At 71.5% G+C, this 26,556-nt stretch carries 16 protein-coding genes; 11 read left to right on the forward strand and 5 right to left on the reverse strand.

Annotated elements, in window-relative coordinates; genetic code table 11:
* Positions 1-23 precede the first annotated feature (23 nt).
* A complete protein-coding gene (locus tag FVE25_RS37545; RefSeq protein WP_181019844.1) occupies positions 24-1,310 on the reverse strand; it encodes a proprotein convertase P-domain-containing protein in 1,287 nt (428 codons plus the stop codon).
* Between the two features lie 287 nt (positions 1,311-1,597).
* On the opposite strand from FVE25_RS37545, the gene FVE25_RS37550 reads away from it, so the two are divergent.
* The gene (locus FVE25_RS37550) at positions 1,598-2,851 is read left to right on the forward strand and encodes a hypothetical protein (RefSeq protein WP_157252222.1); all 1,254 of its coding nucleotides are present in this window, start codon (positions 1,598-1,600) and stop codon (positions 2,849-2,851) included.
* Here FVE25_RS37550 and FVE25_RS37555 read toward each other — a convergent pair.
* Both FVE25_RS37555 and FVE25_RS37560 read right to left on the reverse strand, forming a co-directional pair.
* The gene (locus FVE25_RS37555) at positions 2,820-3,752 is read right to left on the reverse strand and encodes a phosphotransferase enzyme family protein (RefSeq protein ID WP_157252223.1); all 933 of its coding nucleotides are present in this window, start codon (positions 3,750-3,752) and stop codon (positions 2,820-2,822) included. The genes FVE25_RS37550 and FVE25_RS37555 overlap by 32 nt on opposite strands.
* Positions 3,749-4,507, reverse strand: coding sequence for a tRNA(His) guanylyltransferase Thg1 family protein (locus FVE25_RS37560; RefSeq protein ID WP_157252224.1), 759 nt, complete (start codon positions 4,505-4,507; stop codon positions 3,749-3,751). The genes FVE25_RS37555 and FVE25_RS37560 overlap by 4 nt, the downstream gene beginning before the upstream one ends.
* 209 nt (positions 4,508-4,716) lie before the next feature.
* Between FVE25_RS37560 and FVE25_RS37565 the strand changes: the two genes are divergently transcribed.
* Both FVE25_RS37565 and FVE25_RS37570 read left to right on the forward strand, forming a co-directional pair.
* Positions 4,717-5,487 (forward strand): bestrophin-like domain, encoded by a 771-nt coding sequence (locus FVE25_RS37565; RefSeq protein WP_157252225.1) that lies wholly within the window; start codon positions 4,717-4,719, stop codon positions 5,485-5,487.
* A complete protein-coding gene (locus FVE25_RS37570; RefSeq protein ID WP_157252226.1) occupies positions 5,484-6,347 on the forward strand; it encodes a hypothetical protein in 864 nt (287 codons plus the stop codon). Before FVE25_RS37565 ends, FVE25_RS37570 begins: the two co-directional genes overlap by 4 nt.
* A 41-nt stretch (positions 6,348-6,388) precedes the next feature.
* On the opposite strand, the gene FVE25_RS37575 is transcribed toward FVE25_RS37570, so the two are convergent.
* Positions 6,389-7,915, reverse strand: a complete 1,527-nt coding sequence (locus FVE25_RS37575; RefSeq protein ID WP_246268058.1) for a glycoside hydrolase family 88 protein — start codon at positions 7,913-7,915, stop codon at positions 6,389-6,391.
* Positions 7,916-8,224: 309 nt separating this feature from the next.
* On the opposite strand from FVE25_RS37575, the gene FVE25_RS37580 reads away from it, so the two are divergent.
* From FVE25_RS37580 to FVE25_RS56520, 8 genes are all read left to right on the forward strand, one after another.
* Positions 8,225-10,630 (forward strand): PQQ-dependent sugar dehydrogenase, encoded by a 2,406-nt coding sequence (locus FVE25_RS37580; protein WP_219825816.1) that lies wholly within the window; start codon positions 8,225-8,227, stop codon positions 10,628-10,630.
* Positions 10,631-10,706: 76 nt separating this feature from the next.
* Entirely contained in the window at positions 10,707-12,533 is a 1,827-nt protein-coding gene (locus tag FVE25_RS37585) for a glycosyl hydrolase family 28 protein (protein ID WP_157252227.1), read from the forward strand.
* Positions 12,530-15,286 (forward strand): glycosyl hydrolase family 95 catalytic domain-containing protein, encoded by a 2,757-nt coding sequence (locus FVE25_RS37590; RefSeq protein ID WP_157252228.1) that lies wholly within the window; start codon positions 12,530-12,532, stop codon positions 15,284-15,286. The genes FVE25_RS37585 and FVE25_RS37590 overlap by 4 nt, the downstream gene beginning before the upstream one ends.
* Positions 15,287-15,292: 6 nt before the next feature.
* Positions 15,293-16,489 carry a CBM35 domain-containing protein gene (locus FVE25_RS37595; protein WP_246268040.1) on the forward strand — a complete coding sequence of 399 codons (1,197 nt, stop codon included), beginning with the start codon at positions 15,293-15,295 and terminating at the stop codon, positions 16,487-16,489.
* Positions 16,486-18,282: a glycosyl hydrolase family 28 protein gene (locus FVE25_RS37600; RefSeq protein WP_157252229.1), complete on the forward strand. Its 1,797-nt coding sequence runs from the start codon at positions 16,486-16,488 to the stop codon at positions 18,280-18,282. The genes FVE25_RS37595 and FVE25_RS37600 overlap by 4 nt, the downstream gene beginning before the upstream one ends.
* Positions 18,279-20,609, forward strand: coding sequence for a glycosyl hydrolase family 28 protein (locus tag FVE25_RS37605; protein ID WP_157252230.1), 2,331 nt, complete (start codon positions 18,279-18,281; stop codon positions 20,607-20,609). The genes FVE25_RS37600 and FVE25_RS37605 overlap by 4 nt, the downstream gene beginning before the upstream one ends.
* A gap of 11 nt (positions 20,610-20,620) precedes the next feature.
* The gene (locus FVE25_RS37610) at positions 20,621-23,152 is read left to right on the forward strand and encodes a CBM35 domain-containing protein (RefSeq protein ID WP_157252231.1); all 2,532 of its coding nucleotides are present in this window, start codon (positions 20,621-20,623) and stop codon (positions 23,150-23,152) included.
* An 11-nt stretch (positions 23,153-23,163) separates the two neighbouring features.
* On the forward strand, positions 23,164-25,281 hold the full coding sequence (locus tag FVE25_RS56520; RefSeq protein WP_181019845.1) for a carbohydrate-binding protein: 2,118 nt from the start codon (positions 23,164-23,166) through the stop codon (positions 25,279-25,281).
* A gap of 14 nt (positions 25,282-25,295) precedes the next feature.
* Here FVE25_RS56520 and FVE25_RS37620 read toward each other — a convergent pair whose 3' ends face one another.
* A complete protein-coding gene (locus FVE25_RS37620; protein WP_157252232.1) occupies positions 25,296-26,477 on the reverse strand; it encodes a Cmx/CmrA family chloramphenicol efflux MFS transporter in 1,182 nt (393 codons plus the stop codon).
* Positions 26,478-26,556: the final 79 nt, after the last annotated feature.

Here is a 26,556-nt window from a genome sequence, read left to right on the forward strand (position 1 = left end):
AGCCCGAATTTACAGCGCATGTGTCAGAAAGTCAGGCTCCATGCGTCGATATAGCCGGAGTGATTGGTGTCCACGTCCCTTACGCGCAGGCGCCAGGTGCCGTTCGCGGGGGAGGCGGAGGCGTTGACGGTGTAGGTCTCGTGGATGATCGTCCCGTCGTCGGAGGGGGCCGGGTCGCGCAGCCGGTACACCGTGCCCGTGGGCCCGACCAGGTCGAGCTGCAGGTCGCCGCGCCAGCCGTGGTGCACGTCGGCGTAGACGCCGAGGTTCGCGGGCGCGTTGCCGGGCACGCCGCCGACCGTGATCGAGGACTCGGCCTGGCCGAGGTCGGCGACGTCGTGGTTGTCGGTGTTCTCGAACGTGCGGCCGCCGGTCTCGGGGCCGTAGTTCTGGATCCAGTCGCCGACGTAGCGGGTGGTGCCGCCCCGGCGGGCGCCGCCGCCGTACGCGCTGGAGCCCTCGAAGTAGGTCCAGCCGCCGATGGTCTTGTCCGCCAGCGGCACCCAGGAGGAGCCGCTCTTGAGCGCGAAGTGCACGTGGTTGCTGCCCGCCGAGCCGCCGCACGGGATGCGGGTGCTGGTCAGCCCGAGGTAGTCGCCCATCCGGACGGGGGTTCCGTTGGGGCGGATCTCGTTGAGCAGGTGGTAGTACTCGGTCGTCCATCCGTTGTCGTGAATGATGCGGATGTGGCCGCCGTTGGAGCAGACCCAGTAGGCGCGGCCCGACTGGGCGGCCAGCACGCTGCGATCGGCGGCGCGGCTGTCGAGGTCGATCGAGCTCCACGGCCGCGGCTGGCCGGACCAGCCGTGCGGGCCGCCGATGATCTTCCACTGGTTGCCGACCGGGTAGGGCAGGGACAGGCCGGTGGGTGCGGCCTGAGCGGCGGCCGTGCGGGCGGCGGCCGCCTTGGCGTTGGCGGCGAAGGTCTGCTTCTCGCCGGTGCCGAGGACGGCGGCGGGTGCGCGGGCGGCCAGCTCGGCGAACTCCGGCGTGCCGTCGAGCGCGGCCGTCCATCCGGTCGCGGTGCGCTGGGCGAGGAACAGCCAGCCCTCGGGGTAGGCGCCCTCGACATTGGGCGCCTTGATGACCGACGAGCCGAAGGCCCAGTCGCCGCGCGGGCTGCTGCGCTGCACGTTGACCTCGGTACCGGCGCCGGCGGCGGCCAGCTTGGAGCCGTCGGCCTGGCTGCGTGCGGTCATGAGCTGGACGACGGCCTGGTCGAGGCCGGGCGCGGCGGTGGCGGGCGCCGCGCCCAGCGAGGCGGCGGCCAGGACGATGACTCCGAGGACGGTGGATAAGCGGTGCCTCATGGAGGGTTCTCCTTGGTGCGGCTGGGGGGTGGTTCGCCGTGTACCGTCCACCCGCCGCGGTCCTGACAACAACGCCCTCACCCGGCGCATCAGCCAATTCCCTGATAAATACGGCTTGAAAGTTAAAGGTGGTGGTATGTCGGCGCAGGTCACCGGGGTGTGGCCACACCGGCTGATTAAACATTCAGCGTTACCGCATTTCCCCATATCGCCCTCGCGGCGGCGATGCCTGCCGTACCTTCCTAGTCACGATATGCAGGCATCCGGGCACGGAAGGTGAGAACGCGATGCGCCGGTCGATACGGGGGAACCGGATCCTCGCCAAGCCCTACCGCGACCTCGTCACGCTCGGTTACCTGGCGCTGCCCGCCACGAACGGCGAGGACCGGCGGCTGGCCCGCGCTCACCGGCTGGCCGCCGCCGTCGTCTCCCGCCACGGCAGGCAGGACGAGCGCCGCCTGCGCCAGATCTTCCTGCGCCGCGTGCTGCGCGGGCGCGCGCTCCCGTGGCCGCGGGGACCCCTGGAGGCCGTTCCCGCCGCCGTCAGCCCGTCCGACCTCGGCCTGCTGCGCGCCCTCAACTCCCTCACCGCGGCCGGCCGGGCCGCCTACTGCCTGCTCGCCGTCGAGGGGCGCCCGCCGGAGGAGGTCACCGGCATCCTGGCCGGCGCCCGCGTACCCGATCCGGCGGGCGCGCTGGCCGAGGCCGAGACCCTGCCGCGCGACGTCACCCTGAGCCTCGACCCCACCGTGGCCCGCCTGTACGCCCGGCCGGTGCGCCGCCTGCGGCTGGCCCTCACCCTCGTGCTCGCGGCCTGCGCGGCGGCCGCCGCCTGGCCCCGCCCCGACCTCGCGCGCCCGGCCGGCGCCGCGCCGCACGAGCTTCGCGAGCCGGAGGTCACGCGGGCCGCCCCGGACGCCTGGCGCACGGGCGCCGGCCCGACGCTCGCCTCCTGGCCGCCGCGCGGCTCGCGCACGGACGACACCCAGCTGGTACGGCGGGCCGCTGCGGCCTGGGGCGGCGGCCGGGTCCAGCTGATCTTCGCCGGACGGGTCGACGACGCCGTGATCGTCATCCTGCGCCGCCACGACCAGGTGGCCCGCTTCACCGTGGCCGGCGGCCGGGAGGAGCTGCGGGTGACGCCTGCCCCGGGCGCCGGAGCCGGTCCACTCAAACTCACCGGCACCCGCTACCTGGCGCCGCCGTGGACACGCGAGATGTGGGCCGCCCCCCTGTCCGGGCGCGCGCCGCGCTGGCGGGCGCTCCGGCTGACCGGCGGCGTGACCGAGCCGGTCGCCGCCGCCACCCGCGGCACGTGCCGCCGGGGACCGCTGCTACGCCTGCGGGCGGCGGAGGACAGGGGACGCGGCCTGCCGCCGGCGGAGATCCGGCGCGCCCTGCCGTACACGCTGCTGGACGTCGGCGGCGTGTCCCCGGCCGACGTCTCCGGGGACACGTTCCCCGCGTGGAAGGCGCTCGGCTGCGCGCCGGGGCGCCCCCACGCGGCCGTCAGCGAGCGAGGACGTCCACCGACTCGGTGAAGCCCGCCCACGCCGTCCGCACGTCGGCGCTGTCCTCATGCGGCGCCCGGAAGTCCTGGACGTAGATGGAAAGGTCGTCCAGCAGCCACCGCCGATGGAAGAACTGCATGGCGTTTTCCGACACATCGTGACCGGTCGCCGCCGTGTAGGCCGCCCACGCCGTACGGCTGTCGCCCAGCGCCAGCCAGAGGTCGCGCTCCGGCGGCGCCAGCGCCACGGTGTCCCAGTCGACCAGCAGCCGCCGGTCACCCGAGCGCAGCACGTTGCCCGGGTGCGGCTCGCCGTGGGTGAGCACGGTGCCGGTGCCGTACTCGGCCGCGTCGGCGTCGAAGCGGGCCAGCACCTCCTTCAGCGCCTGGCTACCGTGGCGGGCCAGGTGCAGGCGGGCCGGCTCCGCGTACGGGCCGCCGCTCCAGGGGCGGCCGAGGTCGTCCAGGGCCGCCTCCAGCTCGGCCCGCCCGCTCAGCGCGGGGTCGAAGACCGGCGCGCCGGGGCCGGGCGCGCTGCCGTGGAGACCGGCCAGCAGGGCGGCCATCGCCTTCCGGTCGGACTCGGCCGTCTCCTGGCCGAAATGGCCCGCCGTACCCTCGACCAGCGGAAAGATCGACAGCGCGTAGTGCGGGCCGAAGGGGACCAGCGGTGTGCCCGCGCGGGAGGGGATCGGGCGGACCACGAAGTCGTGCTCCAGCCCGGCCGCGGTCTCCAGCGCGGCGCGCAGCGCGTCGAAGGAGCGGGCGGGGCGGGCGGCGGTGACGAACCAGCGGCCGCCGGCCGTCCAGTGATGGTCGCCGAAGCCGAGCGGGGCGTGCGTCAGCTCCCGGATCGGCAGGTCCCAGTGGGTGCGCAGGGCGGTGATGAGGTCGTCGAGGCGGATGTCGGTGGGCGGGTCCTGCAAGGTCATGTCCTCGTTTCGTCCAGCAGCCGCTTCACGAGCCGCCGGTAGTCGTCCTTCATGGGCAGGTCGCGCTCGACGCGCACGCGGCGGCGCCGGGCGACGACGTCGACGCCGCGGATCGGGTCGTGGCCGGGGTGCTCGTGGTTCTCCCACCACAGGCCGACGCCCCGGCGCTGCCAGGCGGGCAGCTCGTTGAAGTTCACGCCGTGGCGGTACAGCAACTCGTTCTTGCCGGCCACGCCGGTGCGGTCGAGCGCCCGGCCGGCTTCGCGCTGGGTGCTGCCGTTGCCGCGCAGCGTCCAGTAACACCAGCCGTTGAGCGCGCAGCGCGCCGCGTCGGCCTGGCGCCAGGACAGGTAGTCGACCACGTCCTCGACGCCCGCGCCGAGCCAGACCCGGCTGTCGAACTGCACCGGCTCGCCCGCCGCGTGGGTGAACGTCGAGGAGGCGACGGCCGCCGAGATCGACACCAGCTTCTCCAGCTCCCGGCCGAACATCGCGAACGACGGCGCCAGCACCACCGAGACCTCGTCGCTCTCGGTGTAGGCGTAGCGTCCGCCGAGTTCCTCCAGCAGGGCCCGGGCGGTGCCGGTCATCAGCGCCGAGAACCGCTCGTCGAACGGCTTGCCGTAGCGCTGCTCGGTGTAGCGGGAGAAGCCGCGGCCGTCGACGCGCACGATTGCCCAGGCGCCGGGGAGCAGCCGAAGATCGTGAAAGAACTCTCCGGCCCGCATGCGGGCCTCCAGCTCGTTGCTGTTCACACCCCTCCCGCCCTCTCTCGTTCGAGCCTGGCACAGAATGCGGCGCGGTTGCACCCGCTTTTGGCCCTGACCGAAAGGTCGGTGATGTCGGGATTGTGATGTGGCCGGGTCCGGCCAGTCCGCGAGATCGTCGGACGCCTCGCAGCGCTCTGTGATAGCTACGTGACGCATAGTAATCAACCCAGTAATCACGATCTTTGGAGTTCTGGATGGTGGCTTACGTGTTCGCGGTGGCGGCGGCGATCGGCGTGGTGGCGCTCGCGGCCCTCGCGTTCAGGAAGATCGGCAAGGGGAGCGAGGACACCGACCCCGGCGGGCCCTCGGTGGCGCACGCCGGCGCCATGCTCTCGGCCCTGTTCCTGCTGGCCTTCGCGATCGCGATCATCGTCCCCTGGACCATGGCCGACTCCGCCCGCCAGAACACCCAGGACGAGAGCCAGGCGGCCGTCGAGGCGTACTGGGCGGCCGGCGACCTGCCCGCCGACAGCCGCGACGCCGTCCGCACCGGGCTGCGCGACTACCTCACCTTCGTCGTCGACACCGAGTGGCCGCTCATGGCCCAGGGCCGCCTCGACCCGGTCGGCTCCGAGCGCGTCGACGCGCTGCGCACCCAGGTCGCGACCATCGACACCGGCGACGACGAGGACGCCGCCGACACGCAGAACGAGGTGCTCGGCCACATCAGCGACGTCTCCGCCGCGCGCGCCCAGCGCGGCGTGGACGCCGGCAGCACGCCGCCACCCGGCCTGCTCGTGCTCACCGCGCTGAGCGGCGTCATCGTGGTGCTCCTCCCGATGCTGGCAGGGGCCAGGCCGCGCGGGTGGTCGCTGGTGCCGCTGCTGGCCATGGCCGGGATGCTCGGCTTCGGCGTCTACCTGTGCTGGGACATCATGCGCGTCTTCGACGGCCCGCTGGCCGTCCAGCCCGACGCGTTCCGGGTGGCCCTGCAGGAGTTCGCCCGCATATCCGGGGGCGTGTGACCGTGCGCGTGCCCCGCAGGCCGCTGCTCGGGGTGGCCCTGTTGCTCGCGCTGGGCCTCGCCGCGCCCGGCGTGGCCGCCCTCGACCTCGATCTCGGTACGGCGCAGCCGGTCTCGCTGGCCGCCGGGGACGAGCCCGATCGCGGCGATCCCGCGTCCTCCCCGGACGACGCCGCCGCCGCCGATGACGACGGCGTGAAAGAAGCCGCCCCCGATGACGGCCGCGCGAAGGAGGCCGCCCGTGGCGGTGACGGCCAGGACGGCTTCGACGGCGACGGCCGGAACGACACGGCGCTCCACGGCGCAGGCGATCAGCCCCGCGACGAGAAGGATCACGGCGACGGGAGCGGCGAAGACGGCCACGGCGGGCTGAGCGTGGGCCCGGTGGGCATTTCGGTCTGCCTGGACGTGGGGCCGCTGAGCATACGGCTGGGCTGTGCGCCGGCGTGCCCGGAGAAGCCGGGCACGTGCGCTCCGGAACCGCCGCCGTCCCCGGAACCTCCGCCTCCACCGGAACCGGCGCCTTCGCCGGAACCCACACCGACGCCGGAACCCACCCCGGAACCCACGCCGACCCCGGCGCCCACGCCGCCGCCCACCCCTGAGCCGACGCCGCCCCCCGTACGGCCCACGCCGACCCGGGAGCCGGTGCGGGTGGCGCAGCCGCAGCCGGTCGAGGTGGAGACCAAGCCGACGCCGAAACCCACCCCGAAGCCGACGCCCAGCACCCGGCGCGGCTACGTGCGGGCGGAGAAGCCGCCGCCGCCCCGCAAGAACCCGCTGGCCACGGTGCTGATCCTGGTGGTGCTGACGAGCGTGATCGCCTCGACCACCGCGGTCGCCTTCGGCGCCTTCCGCTGACGGTGAACCGCCTCCGGGCCCGGCCCGGAGGCGGTCACGGCCTAGGTCGTCCGGCGCAGTTGCTCGTTCATGATGAGGAAGGCGCCGAGGCCGTGGAAGTCGTTGACCGGCCGGGCCCGGTTGAAGTAGTAGCTGAAGACGTCGTCGACGTTGGTGCCCTCGCTGATGTCGACGATGTCGGTGCGGCCGTCGGAGCCGGTGGAGACCTTGGCGAGCACGCCCTGGTAGCCGCGGTCGGCGTACACCTTGTAGGAGGGGTCCACGTAGCCGCGTTCGACGGAGCGGGAGATCGTGTAGGTGTACATGGCCGAGCAGGACGTCTCGGTCCAGTTGCCGGCGTTGCCCCGTTCGGTGACGACCTGGAACCATCGGCCGGTCGCCGGATCCTGCCAGGTGGCGTAGGCGGGCACGAGGTTGCGCAGCATGGCGATCAGGGCGGCGCGGCGCGGGTGGTCGGCCGGGATGATCTCCAGGATCTCGATGGCGGCCATGCCGAACCAGCCGATGGCCCGGCACCAGGAGATGCCGTTGGTGTTGCCTAGCGACGGCTTGACCCAGGAGGCGGTGAGCCCGCCGGGCTGGTCGTAGGCGTGGTAGAGCAGCCCGGCGGCGGGGCCGGAGGTCCGGTTGAGGTGGCTGTAGTAGATCTCCAGCTGCTTGGCCGGTTCGGTGCGGGTGAAGGCGTCGGCGGCGACCCACGCGCCGTAGCGGGCCACGAAGGGGTCGACCATGAAGACGCCGTCGGCCCAGAGCTGGCCCTGGCGGGAGTCGGAGGTGGAGTGCCACCAGCCGCCGTCGGAGGTGCGCGGGTAGGTGTTGAGCCGGTTGCGGATCTTGGCGGCGGCGGTGCGGTAGCGGCTCTGGCCGGTCTCCTTGTAGAGGGCGAGCAGGATGTTGCCCGACTGCATGCTGTCGAGGTTGCTGAAGTTGCTGGAGATGTCGCCGGAGGAGTCGACGAAGCGGTCGGCCCAGTCCTTGATGTACTGCAGGTGCCGCGGGTCGCCGGTGCGCTGCCAGACGAGGTACTGGCCCCACAGGTACAGGCCGCGGGTGTAACCCCAGCCGCCGAGCTGGGCGGGGGAGTAGCGCGCCATGGTGGATTCGACGACGGCGACGGACCAGTCGGTCTGGCCGGGCTCCGCCACGGTCAGTGAGTCCACGTTGGGGCCGCCGCCGGCGGTGGTGGCGGTGGCCCGGACGAGGTTCGCGCCGGCGTTGAGCGCGACGGTGACGCGGGCGGTGCGCCAGTTGGTCCAGGCGCCGGTGCCGGGGAAGTCGACGAGGGTGCCGGCCACGTTCATGGGCCGGTTGGCCGTGGTGCCGTTGGCGTAGCGCAGGATGAGGTCGACGGTGCGGGCTTCGGCGGACTCGACGGTCCACTCCACGTAGGAGCCGGTGAGGTTGTCGTAGTTGACGAAGCCGGTGCCGGTGTAGCCGGGGTGGTTGGACTCGACGGCGCCCTGGGAGATCGTCGCGTTCTCCGCCTCGAGGAGCGTCGCCTGCGCGGTGGCCGGTTGTGCGTGGAGTAACTGGGCGGCCAGCACGAGAGCCGCGGTGGTCCTGAGCATCACGGTGAGACATCCCATGTGTCACGGCTCGGATGGGGGGCGGGTGATCTCCCGGACTAGCTGGAGGCTAGAACGGCCCGGGAGACAGATCCAATCTTTCGCCAGAAGAGATCTGCTTCAGAGCTATCACCAAACGGTTGTTCCGTCCAGAGCAGGCACCTGTCATCGGATCTTTAGCGCCGTTGGGTTAGGAAGGCTTACTAAAGAATGGACCGCTCCAAGATCGCTCATCTGTTGACGGATGTGACTCTTTGTGGGAACACGGGGAAAAGCTCCAACCTTTCGCCGCCGCTATTCGCAAGGAGCACCATGAACTTATCCAGGGTCGTGCTCGTGGCCGGGATGCTCATAGCCTTGACCCCTGCCACGGCCCAGGCCGCCACCGCCGCCGCACCTGTCCGATACGAGGCCGAGAGCGCCACGATCGTCCAGGGCGCCGTCGAGTCCAACCACGCCGGCTACTCCGGCACCGGCTTCGTCAACGGGGAGAACGTCGCCGGGCCGTACGTCGAATGGAGCGTCAACGCGGCCGCCGCCGGCACCGCCACGCTGACCTTCGGCTACGCCAACGGCACCACCTCCAACCGGCCCAGCGACATCAGCGTCAACGGCACGCTCGTCGCCGACGACCGGCAGTTCGCCCCGACGGGCGCCTGGTCCACCTGGCAGACCGTCACGCTGACCACGCCGCTCCAGGCGGGCGCCAACAAGATCCGCGCCACCGCCTCGGCCACCGGCGGCAACCCCAACTGGGACTACCTCGACGTGGACGTCGCCGCGCCGAGCACCGAGTACCAGGCGGAGAGCGCCACGATCGTCCAGGGCGTGGTCGAGTCCAACCACGCCGGCTACACCGGCTCCGGCTTCGTCAACCTCGACAACGTGGCCGGCAGCTACGTCGAATGGAACGTCAGCGCCGCGACGGCCGGCACGCAGGGCCTGTCCTTCCGCTTCGCCAACGGCACCACCACCGCCCGGCCGATGGACGTCTCGGTCAACGGCGGCGCGCCCGTCAGCGTGACCTTCCCCTCCACGAGCGTGTGGACGAACTGGCAGACCGTCAGCGTCAACGCCGCGCTCCGGGCGGGCGCCAACACGGTCCGTGCCACGTCGAGCGGCGCCAGCGGCGGCCCCAACCTCGACAAGCTGGACGTCACCGGCCCCGGCGACACCGAGAAGCCGACCGCACCCGGGCAGCCGTCCTGCAGCGAGATCACCCACAACAGCCTCAGGCTGAACTGGGCGCCCTCCACCGACAACATCGGCGTGGCCGGCTACGACATCTTCCAGCTCGGCACCCAGATCGGCACCGCGGCCGCCCCGCCGCACACGCTGACCGGGCTGCAGGCCGACTTCACCTACACGATCTCCGTCTTCGCCCGCGACGCCTCGGGCAACGTCTCCGACAGCAGCCCCGAGGTGACCTGCCGGACGCAGCCCGCCCCGCCCGACGACCCGCCCACGACGCCGGGCAAGCCCGCGGTCTCCGCCGTACAGCCGACGCAGGCCACGCTGACGTGGACCGCCTCGAGCGACGACAACGGCGTGCGCGCCTACCTGATCCGCGACGCGGCCAACACCGTGCTGCACACCGTGACCGGCACGCCGCCCGCGAACACCGCCCAGGTGCCGCTGGAGTGCAACAAGACCTACCAGCTGCACGTCGTCGCGCGTGACACCGCCGGGCAACTGTCGGCGGCGAGCCCCGCCTCCGACTCCTTCACCACCGGAAGCTGCGGCACCGTGCCGCAGACCCCCGCCACGGTCGCCGGAAGCTGGGACATCCCGTGGGACATCTCCTGGGCGCCCGACGGCTCCTTCGCCCTGGTGACCGAGCGCGACACCTTCCGGGTGTTCAAGGTGACCGCCTCCGGCACCAAGACGCAGGTCGGCACCGTGCCCAACAGCCAGACCACCGGCGGCGAGGGCGGCCTGATGGGCGTGGCCATGTCGAAGACCTGGAACGGCACCTCGGACCAGGAGGTGTTCTTCATGCACACCTCGTCGGAGGGCAACCGGGTCGCGAAGATGACCTTCAACGGCACCACGCTGTCCGGCTACACCTCACTGCTGCAGGGCATCGCCAAGAACCGCTACCACAACGGCGGCCGGCTCAAGTTCGGCCCTGACGGCTACCTGTACGTCACCACCGGCGACGCCCAGCAGACCAGCCACGCGCAGAACCTCAACTCGCTCAACGGCAAGATCCTGCGCATCACCAAGACCGGCGCCGCGGCCCCGGGCAACCCGTTCAACAGCCGCGTCTACTCCTACGGTCACCGCAACCCGCAGGGCATCGCCTGGGACTCCGCCGGCCGCCTGTGGTCGTCGGAGCTGGGTAACTCCTCGCGCGACGAGCTCAATCTCATCCAGTCCGGCCGGAACTACGGCTGGCCGCAGTGCGAGGGCACCTGCAGCGTGTCCGGCATGACCAACCCCAAGCGGACCTGGGGCGTGGGCGAGGCGTCGCCGTCCGGCATCGCCATCGTCAACAACACGGTCTTCATGGCGGCGCTGCGCGGCCAGCGCCTGTGGCGGATCGTGCTCAACGGTGAGGACGTCAGCACGGTCAACAGCTACTTCAACGGCACCTACGGCCGCCTGCGCGCGGTCGAGAAGGTTCCGGGGGCCAGCGCCATCTGGTTCGGTTCCACGAACTCCGACAACAACGGCAACGGCCAGCCGGACGTGATCCGACGCTCGGCCATCCAGTAATCCCTCCTCGAACACCCTCGCCCGGCGGCCTGGGCACCTGGCCGCCGGGCGAGCCACCCCCCCGAGCGGAGCATCGATGACACCTTCTCGGCGCGACCTCTTCAAGGTCGCGGGCATCGCGGGCGGCGGCGCGGTCCTGCTGCCCCGCACGGCCGTCGCCGGTACGGCGGGCCACGGTACGGCGGGCACGGGCACGGCGGGGGCTGTGTCCCCGTGGGACCAGGTCCCCGGGATCCTGGCCAGGATCGTCCCCCCGGCCTTCCCCGACCGGACCTTCGACATCACCTCCTACGGCGCGAGGCCGGACAACACCACCGACTGCACTCCGGCCTTCCGGCAGGCGATCGCCGCCTGCAACGCGGCCGGCGGCGGCACCGTGCTGGTGCCCGGGACGGGCCGCTTCCGCACCGGCCCGATCCACCTGCTGTCCGGCGTCCGCCTGCACGTGGCGGCGGGCGGCACGATCCGCTTCCGATCCGACGCCGCCTCCTACCTGCCGACCGTCTACACGCGCTGGCAGGGCATCGAGTGCTACAACTACTCGCCGTTCATCTACGCCCGCGACCAGACCGACCTCGCCCTGACCGGGACGGGCACGATCGACGGCAACGCGGCGGCGGGCCCGTGGTTCGGCTTCGACGGACAGCGCGACCCCGACTGGCAGCGCCTGCAGGCGATGGCCGTGGACGGGGTGCCGGTGGCGCAGCGTCAGTTCGGCGACGGCCACTACCTGAAGCCGAACATGATCCAGCTCTACAACTGCACGAACATCCTCATCGAGGACCTGGACATCAGGAACCCGGCGATGTGGACCGTCCATCCCGTTTTATCCAGAAATATCACTGTAAGACGGATCAAGATCTACAGCCGCGGCGCCATGGTCGACGGCGTCGACCCGGAGAGCTGCGCCGACGTCCTCATCGAGAACTGCTCCTTCGACACCGGCGACGACGGCACCGTCATCAAGTCGGGCCGCGACACCGACGGCCGCCGCGTCGGGGTGCCGTCGGAGAACATCGTCATCCGCGGCAACAGGTACTACGGCCGCTGGGGCGCGATCACCGTCGGCAGCGAGATGTCCGGAGGCGTCCGCAACGTCTTCGCCGAGAACAACCGGATCTTCCCTGGCTCCAGCTACAAGTCCTTCTACGCCCTCTACCTCAAGACCAACAACCGTCGTGGCGGCGTGGTGGACGGCGTGCACGTGCGCGGCCTGACCGGCGGACCCTGCGACCGCGGCGGCTTCTACATCGACATGAACTACAGCCTGACCGGCCCCGGCCACGGCCCGATCGTGCACCCCGTCATCCAGAACATCACCGTCGAGCACCTGGACATCGACGACTCCCCGTTCGCCATCAAGCTCTCGGGCTCGTCGGCCAGCCGGATCAAGAACGTGACGATCGCCGACAGCACGTTCACCGCGATCGACACCCCGGCCCCGCAGATCAGCAACGCCGACAACGTCCAGCTGCGGAACGTCCGCATCAACGGCACCCTGTACGGCACACCGCCCCAGGGCACGCGCTACGAGGCCGAGAACGCCACGATCTCCCAGGGCGCGGTCGAGTCCAACCACGCCGGGCACTCCGGGACCGGCTTCGTCAACTACGACAACCTCGTCGGCTCCTACGTGGAGTTCACGGTCACGGCGGCCGCGACCGGCACGGCCACGCTGGCGTTCCGCTTCGCCAACGGCACCACGGCCAACCGCCCCATGGACATCGCGGTCAACGGCGCGACGGTGGCGGCGGGCAAGGCGTTCAACGGCACCGGCGCGTGGACCACCTGGCAGACCACCACCGTCTCCGCCCAGCTCAGCGCCGGATCCAACACCGTCAGGGCCACCGCCACGACGGCCGGCGGCGGGCCGAACCTCGACTACCTGGAGGTGACGGCGTGAGCCGGGAGGAACCGGGGCAGCAGGGGGCGCCGCGCCCGCAGGGTGAGGGCGTGACGGCGTGGTCTCGGCGGACCGTGCTGGGCGGGGCGTTCGGCACACTCGCGGTCACGGCCTTCCCTGGCGCGGCAGAAGCCGCGGACCAGGCGCAGGAAGCGGGCGCCGGGGCGAGCCGGGCGGCGGCCAGGGCAGCACAGGAGCCCTGGCACCTGGACAACCGCCTCTCCACCCCCGACCAATGGGCAGATTTCCTGAAAAATCAGGACCTCCTCTGGGCCCGCCTGCCCACCGCCTGGCACGAAGGCCCCTTCCTCGGCGACGGCCTGCTCGGCAGCATGGTCTACAAGGACCCCGGCGCCAACAAGATCCGCTTCACCACCCAGCACGGCCTCGTCCAGGACCACCGCCCCCAGTTCGGCAGCGGCTTCGGCACCTGCCGCCTGCCCGTCGGCCACCTCACCCTGGACCCGGCCGGCACCATCACCGGCGTGGACTGGCGGCTGAGCCTGTGGGACGCCGAGCTCACGGGTACCGTCACCACGACGGCCGGCCGGATCACCTTCACGGCCTTCATCCACGACGAGATCTTCGTCGCCGACGCCACCGCCACCGGCGCCGAGCAGGTCCGCTGGACCTTCCATCCCGAGGCGGCCAACAGCCCCCGCGAGGCGTCGGAGGCGCCGCCCTCCGGCTACGTCCGCAACCCCGCCTGGACCACCAGGACCACGGGCGAGGTCAAACAGGTCCTCCAGGCGCTGGCAGGGGGCGGCCAGACCGCCACCGCCTACCGGCAGAGCGGCGGCCTCCTGCTGCTCAGCGTCGCCCACAGCTTCCCGTCGAACACCGGCGCGGCGGCCGCCTCCCTCGGCAGGATCCAGAACGCCGGGCCGTACGAGACGCTGAGGAGCGCGCACCGGAGCTGGTGGCACGCCTTCTACCCCAAGAGCTTCGTCAGCATCCCCGACGAGCGGCTGCAGGCATTCCACTGGATCCAGCTCTACAAGATCGCCAGCGCCACCCGGTACGGCGGGCCGGTCATGGCCACCACCGGCCCCTGGCTGGAGCCGACGCCCTGGCCGGGCGTGTGGTGGAACCTCAACGTGCAGCTCGAGTACTGGCTGATCCACGGCGCCAACCACCTGGAGCTCGACTCGGTCACCTCCACCCTGGACCGCAACCGGCAGCAGCTCGTCGCCAACGTGCCGAGCGCCTACCGGAGCGACTCCAGCGGCGTGGGCCGCAGCTCCGACATGTTCGCCACCAGGAGCGTCGGCACGCCGGGCAACGGCGCCGAGGTGGGGGACCTGACCTGGGCGCTGCACAACGTGTGGCTGTCCTACCGGCACACCATGGACGACACGCTGCTGCGCGAGACGTTGTTCCCGCTGCTGCGCCGGGCGATCAACTACTACCTGCACTTCCTGCGCACCGAGGGCGACGGCAAGCTGCACCTGCCCAGCACCTCGTCGCCGGAGTACCCGGTGGTGCCGCCCAAGGACACCACCTACGACCTCGCGCTCATCCGCTGGGGCTGCCAGACGCTGATCGAGGCGGCGGCCAGGCTCGGCATCGCCGACCCCCTCCGCGCGACCTGGCAGAACACGCTGGCCAACCTGACGCCGTACCCCGTGGACGCCAACGGCTACATGATCGGCGCGAGCACGCCCTACAACCAGTCGCACCGCCACTACTCCCACCTGCTCATGATCTACCCCCTCTACCTGGTCAACTGGGACCAGGCGGCCAGCCGTACCCTGATCGAGCGCTCGATCGCGCGCTGGCACGCGGTCCCCGGCGCGCACCGCGGCTACAGCTACACCGGCGCGGCCTCGATGTACGCGAGCATGGGCCGCGGCGACACCGCGCTGAGCTACCTGCTGAAGTTCTTCGACCCGGCCACCTCCTACCCCTGCCGGGCCAACACCCACTACGCTGAGGCGGGCCCGGTCATCGAGACCCCGCTGTCGGCCTCGCAGAGCGTCCACGACATGCTCTGCCAGAGCTGGGGCGGCGTGCTCCGGGTCTTCCCCGCCGTGCCGTCCGCCTGGCCCGACGTCACCCTGCACGACTTCCGCACCCAGGGCGCCTTCCTGGTCTCCGCGGTACGGCAGGCGGGGACGACCCGGTTCATCCGGGTGCGCAGCCTGGCCGGCGAGCCGCTCACGGTGCGCCACGGCCTGAGCGGCGCCCTCACCGCGCTGCTCGACGACGGCACCCCGGCGCAGGTCACCGACCTGGGCGGCGGCACCGTGCGGATCGCCCTGGACAGGGACCGCGAGGTGCTGCTGTACGGCGGCGCCCGCCCGCCCCTGGTCATCGACCGGACGCCGATCGCCAGGCCGGGCCCGCGATGGGGCCTGCCCGGCACCCCGTCGCCCCCCGGCCGCCACGAGGCGGAGGACGCCGTCATCTCGCGGGGCGCGGTGGAGTCCAACCATCCGGGCTTCTCCGGCAGGGGCTTCGTGAACCTGGACAACGTGATCGGCAGCCACGTCGAGTGGACCGTCGACGCGCCCGCCGCCGGGACCAGGAGCCTGAGCTTCCGCTTCGCCAACGGCACCGCGACCGCCAGGCCGATGGACGTCTCGGTCAACGGCGGCGCGCCGGTCAGCGTGAGCTTCCCCTCGACGGGCACCTGGCCGGCCTGGCAGACGATCACGATCAGCGCGGTCCTGCGCGCGGGCGCCAACACCGTCCGGGCCACCTCGTCCACCGCCAACGGCGGCCCCAACCTCGACTACCTCGATCTCGGATAGGACGTCATGGAACTGTCACGCCGCCAGCTCGGCCTCCTCGTCGGCGCCGCCGCCGCGTCGCCGCTGCTCACCGCCCGCCCCGCGCCGGCCGCGCCCACCCTGCTGCCACCGGGCCACACCTGGCAGCTCATGTGGTCGCCCACGGCCACCGGCGACGGCATGCGCGCCTGGGAGACCATCGAGGACGACCGCGCGGACTCCCACACCTCCGCCCGGCCGCACATCTTCCCCGAAGGCGACAACTGGCGCTTCACCATGCACACGGTCGACCGCGACACCAGCACCGACCGCCAGCGCCACGAGGTCACCGGCAACCGCACCCCCAGCGGCTTCCTGCAGTGGAAGGAGGGGGAGCTGTGGCGGGTGACGTACTCGATGTTCATCCCGGCCACGCTCAAGGCCACGACCACCTTCACCCACATCTTCCAGACGAAGAAGCCCGGCGCCGGCGGCGCGCCGATCACCGTCACCTCGCTGCGCCGGGTGAACGGCGCGCAGACCATCGAGCACAAGGTCTTCGAGCCGAACATCCTCGTGGGCCGGACCAACCTGGAGCCGCTGCACAACCAGTGGATCGACATCGACTACGAGCTGAAGATCGGTGAGGGCTCGTCCGGCGCGGTGCGGTGGGTGGTGCGCAGCGGCGGCGCCACGGTCGTGGACGCCACCAGGACCGGTGTGGACACCTTTCTCGGCGACCGGGTCCGTCCCAAATGGGGCATCTACCGCTCCTTGGGTGACACCTCCGGCTCGCTGCAGAACTGCCACCTGTTGCTGACCGGCCTGAAGTCCTACAAGGCGGTGCCCGGCAGCGGCGGCGGCAGCACCCGCTACGAGGCCGAGAACGCCACGATCTCCCAGGGTGTCGTGGAGTCCAACCACGCCGGGCACTCCGGCACCGGCTTCGTCAACAGCGACAACGTCGCCGGATGCCACACCGAGTGGACCGTCAGCGGCACCGCCGGCGCGGCCACCCTGGCGGTGCGCTACGCCAACGGGACCACGGCCGACCGCCCGGCGACCATCACCGTCAACGGCGCCACGGTCGCCGCGGGCCGGTCGTTCCCCGGCACCGGCGCCTGGAGCACCTGGGCGACCGCCACCCTGCAGATCACGCTCAACGCCGGGGCCAACACGATCCGGATCACCGGCGACACCGCCAACGGCAACCCCAACCTGGACTACATCGAGGTGACCCAATGAGCGACCGGTTACCCAGGCGCGAGTTCCTCCGGACGGCCGCGCTGGCCAGCGCCGCCGCCGTCCTGGCGGGAACCTTCGCGCGGGAGGCGACGGCTGCGGCGGCCGCGGCGGCCTCGCCCTGGGACGAGGTGCCGGCGATCCTGGCCAGAATCGTGCCGCCCGCCTTCCCGGACCGCGTCTTCGACATCACCGCCTACGGCGCCGTGGGCAACGGCAGCACCGACTGCACCGCCGCCTTCCGCGACGCCGTCGCCGCCTGCAACGCCGCGGGCGGCGGCCGGGTGCTGGTGCCCGCGGGCACGTTCCGCACGGGGAAGATCCACCTGCTGTCGAACGTGGAGCTGCACGTCCAGGGCACGATCCGGTTCCGCACCGACCCGGGCTCGTACCTGCCGCCGGTGTTCACCCGGTGGGAGGGCATCGAGTGCTACAACTACTCGCCCTTCATCTACGCCAACGGCAAGACGAACATCGCGCTGACCGGCACCGGCACGATCGACGGCAACGCCCCGGCGGGGGACTGGTCGTCGTGGGGCGGCGGCGGAGCCGACCGCGACCGGCTGCGCGACTGGGGCGCCGGCGACCACCCGGTGGAGCAGCGCGTGTTCGGCGCGGGGACCAAGCTGCGCCCGAACATGATCGGTCTGTACAACTGCACGAACGTGCTGGTGGAGAACCTCAGCCTGCGCAACCCGGCCATGTGGACCCTGCACCCGGTCTACTGCACCAACGTCACGGTCAGGAACGTCACCTTCTACAGCACCAACTCCCAGGGCGACGGCTGCAACCCGGACTCGTGCACCGACGTGTACATCCACGGCTGCCGCTTCAACACCAACGACGACTGCATCCCGGTCAAGTCGGGCCGCGACCGCGACGGCCGCCGGGTCAACCGGCCCTCGCAGAACATCGTCGTGCGCGACTGCAGGTTCTCCGGCCGCTGGGGCGGCATCACGGTCGGCAGCGAGATGTCCGGCGGCGTGCGCAAGGTCTTCGCCGAGGACTGCGCATGTAACGCCGCCGACTTCCCCGGCCGCTACCCGGTCAAATACGCCCTCTACGTCAAGACCAGCTTCAACCGCGGCGGCTTCGTCGAGGACATCCACCTGCGCCGCTTCACCGGCCGCAACCTGGAACGCGACGCCGTCTACATCACGATGAACTACGAGACGTCGGGCAGCATCCCGCCCACGGTCCGCAACTTCACCATCGACGCCATGACGATCAACGGCGGCCGGGCGGCCTACAACATCGACGGCCGCAGCGCCCGGCACATCCAGAACGTCACCATCTCCAACAGCACGTTCACCGCGATGACCAACTCCTCGAACATCGCGAACTACGTCGACAACCTCCAGCTGATCAACGTCTTCCACAACGGCCGCGACATCTCCAACACCTCGCCGCCGACCGGCACCCGCTACGAGGCGGAGAACGCGGCCATCTCCCAGGGCGTGGTGGAGAACAACCACGCCGGGCACTCCGGCACCGGCTTCGTCAACGGCGACAACGTGGCCGGCAGCCACGTGGAATGGACCGTCACCGGCACCGCGGGACCGGCCACCCTGCGCATCCGCTACGCCAACGGCACCACGACCGGCCGGCCGGCCACCGTCGCGGTCAACGGCGCCACGGTCGTGGCCGCCCAGCCGTTCGGCGGCACCGGCGCCTGGACCACCTGGGTCACGGCCACCGTCCCCATCACCCTCGACGCCGGCGCCAACACCGTCCGGATCACCGCGAACACCGCCAACGGCAACCCCAACCTGGACTACATCGAGGTGCAGCAATGATGCGCGGCCTGCTCGCCCTCGTGCCGCTTCTGCTCGGCCTCGCCGTACCGGCGACGGCGGAGGCGCGGAGTGCGGCCGAGTTCAACGTGCGCGACTACGGAGCCACCGGCAACGGCAGCACCAACGACGACGACGCCATCGACCGGGCCGTCAACGCGGCCAGCGCCGCCCCCGGCGGCATCGTCGTCTTCCCGCCGGGCAACTATCGCGCCCGCACCATCCACCTGAAGAGCAACGTCACCATCCGCCTGGACTCCGGCGCCACCGTGCGCGCGGCGGGCAGCGGCATGGACGCGCCCGAGTCCAACCCCTACGACGACTACCAGGACTTCGGCCACAGCCACTTCAACAACTCCCTGTTCGTCGGCAGGAACGTCAGCAACGTGCACTTCGCCGGGGCCGGCACGATCGACGGCGACGGCAACCTGTCCACGAGCAACTCGCCGCCCTCGGGCGCGGGCAACAAGGCGATCGCGCTGATCGAGTGCGCGAACGTCAGCCTGACCGGCATCACCATCCGCCGCGGCGGCCACTTCATGGCGCTGCTCAACGGCTGCCACGACGTGCTGATCGACAACCTCAAGACCGTCTACGCCGAGAACGGCGTGCGCGACGGCATCAACCTCATCAACAGCTGGAACGTCACGCTGCAGAACAGCCGGATCGAGGCCAGCGACGACGCGGTCGCGCTGAAGAGCGACTTCGCGCTCGGCCACACCTACACCAGCCAGAACGTCCGCGTGCGCAACACCACGATCTACTCCCACGAGAACAACGCGATGCAGTTCGGTTCGGAGACCTGCGGCAGCTTCCGCGACATCCGCTTCGACGACATCACCGTGCTCGGCGCGGGCAAGGCGGGCATCGGCATGGTCTCCATGGACGGCGCGATCATCGAGGACGTCCGCTACACCAACATCAGCCTGACCAAGACCACGACACCCATCTTCATGAAGATCGGCGAACGCCGGCGCTGCCCCGGCTCCCCACCCGCCGGGCGCATCCGCGACATCACCCTCACCAACGTCACCGGCACCAACCTGACCGCCCCGGAACCCTCCGGCACGACCGGCGGACCCGAGCTGACCAGCACGATCACCGGCCTGCCCGCCGTGGACATCGGCCCCGGCATCACCCTGGACGGCGTCAAGCTGACCGTCCCCGGCGGCCACCCCGCCTCCGACGCGAGCCGGGTGCCCGCCGAGTTCCCGACCACCTACCCGCCGCGCGACTACGGCACCCGCCCCGCGTTCGGCATCTGGTCCCGGCACGTCCAGGGCCTGTCGATCAAGGGCGAGATACGCGTGGACGAGAACGACAACCGCCCCGCCTTCATCGTCGACGACGGCTCGAACATCCGCCTCGACGTCACCGCCCAGCGCGGCTCCGGCAGCGCCTACGACGTCGGCGTGTCCGGCATCCAGGGCTACGCGGTCACCGGCGCCAACACCTCGGGCGGCGCGCTGCGGGTGCGCGCCACGAACTCCACCCCCGTCCCGGGCAACCCCGTCAGCCTGTACGGCGAGGCCGAGGCGGCCGTCACCGCGCCGATGCAGGTCCAGCCGGACCCGGCGGCCTCCGGCGGCTCCTACGTGAGCGTGGCGCCGGGCAACAACAGCCAGTCGGCGGCGCCGGCCACGGGCCACGCCACGCTGGCGTTCACCGTGCCCGACCCGGGCTCGTTCAAGGTCTGGGCCCGCGTCATCGCGCCCACGACCAGCGACGACTCCTTCTGGGTGCGCGCGGACGGCGGCGCGTGGACGAGCTGGAACAACATCCCGCTCGGCGCGTCCTGGCACTGGGCCCAGCTCCCGGTCACCTACGACCTGAGCGCCGGCGCCCACACCGTCACCTTCGCCTACCGCGAGGACGGCGCCCGGCTGGACCGGGTGGCGATCTCCAGCGATCCCTCCTTCACCCCGTCCGACGGCCCGGCTCCGCCCAGCACCAGATACGAGGCGGAGGAGGCCACGATCGCGCAGGGCGTGGTGGAGTCCAACCACGCCGGATTCACCGGCACCGGCTTCGTCAACGGCGACAACGCCGCCGGCCCCTACGTGGAGTGGACGGTCACCGCCGCCCAGGCGGGGACGGCGACGCTGGCCGTCCGGCACGCCAACGGCACCACGGTCAACCGGCCGATGGCCGTCTCGGTCAACGGCGGCGCGCCCGTCACGGTGAACTTCCCCGGCACCGGCGCCTGGACCACCTGGGCGAACGCGACGCTGAGCGCCCAGCTCAACGCCGGGGCGAACACCGTCAGGGCCACCTCCACCACCGCCAACGGCGGGCCCAACCTCGATCACCTCGCCGTGACCGGTCCCTAGAGGAGCCGCGAATGTCCCGAGCCTCTCGTACGGCCCTGCTGGCCGTCCTCATGCTCATCCTCGGCACGCTGGCCGCCACCCCGGCCGGCGCCGAGCTTCAACACCCCCGCCAGGCGTTCCTGCGCTCCTCGGTCGGCGGCCTGTTCCTGCACTGGGGCATGCGCACCTCGCCCCAGCACACCAGTTGCAGCGCCTGGGAGGCGGCGGTCACCGGCGGCGGCTGGAACCCCGGCTACTGGGTCCAGGAGGCCAGGAAGCTGCACACCCAGTACATCGTGCTGGCCACCTTCCACTCCCGGCTCGGGTACGCGCGGCCGTACCCGAGCGCCGTCCCGGGCTCCTGCCGTACCAACCGCGACCTCCTCGGCGAGCTGATCGACGCGGCGGACGCGCAGGGGCTGAAGGTCATCCACTACATGACCGACGACCCGCAGTGGTGGAACGAGGGGCTCGGCTCGGGCCAGTCGTGGCTGAACTCGGCGGCGTACTCCAGCTACAAGGGCCGCAGCGTGGACCTGCACACGCGCGACGGCTTCGGCGAGTTCAGCTACGACCTGTTCGTCGAGCAGATGGCCCGCTATCCGAAGCTGGCCGGGTTCTGGATCGACAACGACAACGCCTACTGGGAGCGCAACGGGCTCTACGAGCGCATCCGGCGTGATCGGCCGGACATGACGCTGTCGAACAACAACGAAGACACCCCGATCATGGACATGATCAGCAACGAGCAGAAGACCGGCATGACGCCGAGCTACGACTACCCGCAGGCGGTCTACACGGCGGCGCCCCGGCTCATCGAGGCCGACTTCAAGCTGCCGACCAGCGGCCCGTGGTGGTACGGCGGCTCGGATCAGGCGGTGGACTACAAGCTGACGCTCGGCCGGCTGATCACCAACGCCGGTTCGTCGGTCAAGGCGCTCATGGCCGAGACGCCGATGAAGGCCGGGCGCATGCCTCCGGCCCAGGAGAGCTTCAACAACTTCGCCGCCACCTATCTGGACGCCGTCTGGGAGTCGCTGTCCGGGACCGAGGGCGGCGGGTACATGTACGGCGGGCTGGATCCGGGATTCTGGAACAACGGCGCCCACGGCGTGACCACGATCAGCAAGACCAATCCCAGCCTGCACTACATCCACGTGATCAACCGGCCGTCCGGCAGCACGCTGGCGTTGCGGGACAACGGGTACAAGATCAGTTCGGTGGTGAACCTGCGGACCGGGGCGCCGGTGTCCTTCACCCAGGCCGGCGGGACGCTCACGCTGAGCGGGATCACGGCCTGGGACCAGTACGACACGGTGTTCAAGGTCGTCTCCGCGGGCCGGGAGGGCATCCACACGGGCGTCACACTGTCGGCCTCCGCCGCGGCGAGCGGGCATCCGGCGGCCCATGCCGGTGACGGCGACTACCTGACGTACTGGGACGCGACCTCGGCGGGCACGGTGTCGTTGCGCTTCGACCTGGGCTCGGCCAAGCCTGTCCGCTATATCGGGATAAATCAGCGCGAGGACTCCACGACGTACCCCGCGTCGAACTCCGCGCGCATCAGCGGCTACCGCGTCTACGTGAGCGACGACGGCAGCACCTGGGGCAGCCCGGTCAAGACCGGCACCCTGCCCAACCACCGGGGCGTGCAGATCATCGACATCCCGCCGACGACCGCCCGGCACGTGCGCCTGGAGAAGACCGGCAGCCACGGCATCGCCCGGCTGCGGGTGGACGAGGCGTGGATCGGCGGCGCCTACCCCGGCGGCGGGAGCGAGCCGCCCGGCAACCGCCACGAGGCGGAGAACGCGACGATCTCGCAGGGCGCGGTGGAGAACAACCACGCCGGCTACTCCGGCACCGGCTTCGTCAACGGCGACAACGCCGCCGGCCCCTACGTGGAGTGGACGGTCACCGCCGCCCAGGCCGGGAACGCCACGCTGACCTTCGGCTTCGTCAACGGCACCACGAGCGGGCGGCCGATGGACGTCACGGTCAACGGCACGCTCGCGGCAGACGAGTTCGCCTTCGACCCGACCGGCGCCTGGACGAACTGGACGACCCGGACGCTGAGCGTGCCGCTGAACGCGGGCGCCAACACGATCAGGGCCACCGCCACCACCGCGGGCGGCGGTCCCAACCTGGACTACCTCGACGTCGAGGCGGCATCCGGCCCCGGGCCCGCCGACTACCAGGCCGAGGACGCCACGATCTCGCAGGGCGCCGTGGAGTCCAACCACGCGGGCTTCACCGGCACCGGCTTCGTCAACTACGACAACCTGACCGGCTCCTACGTGGAGTTCACCGTGAACGCGGCGAGCGCCGGACCCGCCACCCTCACGCTGCGCTACGCCAACGGCACCACGGCCGGGCGGCCGATGGACCTCGCGGTCAACGGCACGCTCGCCGCCGGTGAGCTGGCCTTCGACCCGACCGGCGCCTGGACGACCTGGACGACGCGTACGGTCACCGTCCAGCTGAACGCGGGCGCCAACACGATCAGGGCCACCGCCACCACCGCGGGCGGCGGGCCGAACCTCGACCGGATCAGCCTCGGCTGAAGGAGGACGCGTTGAACCTGAGAAGACTGCGCGCGGCCGCCATGGCCGTGCTGCTGGCCGCCACCGGCCTGGCGATCGCCGCCACGCCGCCGGCGGCCGCCTCCGACAACGGCCAGTCCATCCGGCCCGCGATGGGCTGGAGCAGCTGGAGCTTCGTGCGCCGCTGGCCGGACGAGGCCAAGATGAAGGCCCAGGCCGACGCCCTGGTCAGCAGCGGCCTGCTGGCCAAGGGCTACGTGTACGTCAACCTCGACGACTTCTACCAGAAGTGCGACGCCAACGGCTTCATGGTCGACGGCTTCGGCCGCTGGCAGGTGGACGCCGCCAAGTTCCCCTCCGGGATCAAGGCGCTGGCCGACTACGTGCACGCCAAAGGGCTGAAGTTCGGCTTCTACGTCACCCCCGGCATCGCCAAGAACGCCGTCACCCGCAACACGCCGGTCGAGGGCACGGGCTACCGCGCCGCCGACATCGCCGACACCGCGGCGAGCATGCACAAGAACTACAACTGCAAGAACATGTACCGGCTGAAGTGGTCGCATCCCGGCACGCAGGCGTTCATCAACTCCTGGGCCAACCAGATGGCCTCGTGGGGCGTGGACTACCTCAAGATCGACGGCGTGGACGCCACGACGATCGCCGACGTCGAGGGCTGGGACAAGGCCCTGCGCCAGACCGGCAGGCCGATCAACTTCGCCCTGTCCAACAACCTGCCCATCGCCCAGGCCACCACCTGGAAGCGCCTGGCCAACAGCTGGCGCACCCAGGGCGACGTCGAGTGCTATTGCGGCCCGGGCCCGAACGGCTCGGGCTATCCGCTCACCACGTGGGCGAAGATCACCAGCCGTTTCGGCTCCGCCGCCTCCTGGCAGCCCTACGCGGCGCCCGGCGGCTGGAACGACCTCGACTCGCTGCAGATCGGCAACGGCGACCAGATGGGCATCAACGCCGACCAGCGCCGCTCGCACCTGACCCTGTGGGCGATGGCCGCCTCGCCGCTGCTGCTCGGCAGCGACCTGACCGCGCTCACCCCGACCGACCTGGCGATGCTCACCAACGAGCGGCTCATCGCGGTCAACCAGGACGGCGTCGCCGCCGACCGCATTGTGAACAGCGGCGTCAACCAGGTCTGGCGTAAACGGGAGTCGAACGGCGACTATATCGTGGCCCTGTTCAACACCGGAACGTCGGGCAACTCCACGGTCAGCGTCACCTGGTCCCAGGTCGGCTTCACCGGCGCCGCCGAGGTGACGAACCTGTGGTCCGGCGCCGCCGAGGGCACCGTCACCTCCGGCTACAGCGCCACCCTGCGGCCCGGCGAGGCCCGGCTGATCCGCGCCCGCCCGGCCTCCGGCACCGTCACCCGCCTGGAGGCCGAGCAGGCCACGATCACCCAGGGCGCCGTCGAGTCCAACCACGCCGGCTACTCCGGCACCGGCTTCGTCAACTTCGACAACGTCGCGGGCAGCGGCATCGAGTTCACCGCCGACGCCGCGCAGGCGGGCACCGCCACGCTCACCCTCCGCTTCGCCAACGGCACCACCGTCAACCGGCCGATGAGCGTCTCGGTGAACGGCGGGCCGCCCGTCACCCGCGACTTCGCCGGCACCGGAGCCTGGTCCACCTGGGTCAGCGCCCCCATCACCGTGGACCTCGAGGCCGGGGCCAACTCCGTCAAACTGCTGGCCACCACCGCCAACGGCGGCCCCAACCTCGACTACCTCGACGTGCCCGCCCCGGCCGCGCCCAGCAGCGAGTACCAGGCGGAGAACGCCACGATCGCCCAGGGCGTGGTCGAGTCCAACCACGCCGGGTTCACCGGCACCGGCTTCGTCAACCTCGACAACGTCACCGGGTCGTCCGTGGAGTTCACCGTGACCGCCGCCACGGCCGGGACGAAGACGCTCACCGTCCGCTTCGCCAACGGCACCACCGCCGGCCGGCCGATGGACATCCTCGTCAACGGCGCGCTCGCCGCCGGCGGGAAACCCTTCGACCCGACAGGCGCGTGGACCACGTGGACGGAGACGAGCGTCCCGGTGACCCTCCAGGCGGGGGCCAACGCCATCCGCCTGGTGTCCACGACCGCGAACGGAGGCCCGAACCTGGACCGGATCAGCCTGAACTGAGCCTCGCCGGCGATTCAGCCTGAACCGGCCGGCTCCTGGGCGGTCCGGAGTCCCAGCCGGACCGCCCAGCCGAGCACGGCCAGGGCGAGCACCATCAGCCCCGCCGCCACCCAGACCGGGGCGCGGAACCCCAGCCCGGCGTCCAGCGCCAGCCCGCCCAGGCCGGGCCCGGCCGCCGCGCCCACGTTGAACGCGGCCGTGGCGAACGCCCCCGCCAGGGTGGGCGCCCCGGCCGCGAGCTGGTAGGCCCGCGAGGTCAGCGCGGGGGCCAGGCCGAAGGCCAGCAGGCCCTGGACGAAGATCAGGCTCACCAGCGCCGCCGGGACGCCCGCGGTCAGCGCCAGCAGCACCCAACCGGCGGTGAGGGCGGCGCCGCCGTACCCGAGGACCTGGAGAGGGCGGGCGTCGGCCAGGCGCCCGCCGAGCGAGATGCCCGCGAACGCGCCCGCGCCGAACAGCACCAGCATGCCGGGCACCCACCCCTCGCCGAGCCCGGCCACCTCGGTGACCAGCGGGGACAGGAAGGTGAAGGCGCAGAAGGTGGCGCCCTGGACGAGCGCGTTGAGCAGGTACGTGACGGCCACCCTGCGGTCGGTCAGCGCCTTGAGCTCCTCGCGCACGCCGGTGGTTTCGGTCTGTGTACGGCCGGCCGTACCGGAGGGCAGGGCGCGGAGGACGGCCACCGCGGACAGGGCCGAGAGGGCGGCCACCGCCCAGAAGGCCGAACGCCAGCCCCACAGCTGCCCGAGCAGCGCCCCCGCGGGCACGCCGGCGACGCAGGCGAGGGTGACGCCGCCCACCACGACGGCCAGCGCCCGCGCCCTGACACCGGCGGGCACTATGGCCACGGCCGTCGCGGCGGCCACGGCCCAGAAACCGGCGTTGGCCAGCGCCGAGACGACACGCGCGGCCAGCAGCACGCCGTAGTCCGGAGTGAGGGCGGACACCACGTGGGCGGCGGCGAAGACGGACAGGAACAGCACCAGCGCGCGCCGCCGCGGCCAGCGCAGGGTGGCGGCGGCCAGCACGGGCGCGCCGATCACCATGCCGAGGGCGAAGGCCGAGGTCAGCAGCCCTGCCTGGGGCAGGGACACGCCGAGGTCGGCGGAGATGGCGGGCAGCAGGCCGGAGAGCATGAACTCCGAGGTGCCCTGGGCGAAGACGGCAAGGCCGAGGATGAAGACTGCCACAGGCATGGCAGGAAGACTCCCGAGTGAAAGACGGACAGGACCCTGGCGGCGGTCCCGGTCACGCCATCACGGCATGCCGGTGCGC

The organism is Nonomuraea typhae (genome assembly GCF_009760925.1).
Taxonomy (GTDB): Bacteria; Actinomycetota; Actinomycetes; order Streptosporangiales; family Streptosporangiaceae; genus Nonomuraea; species Nonomuraea typhae.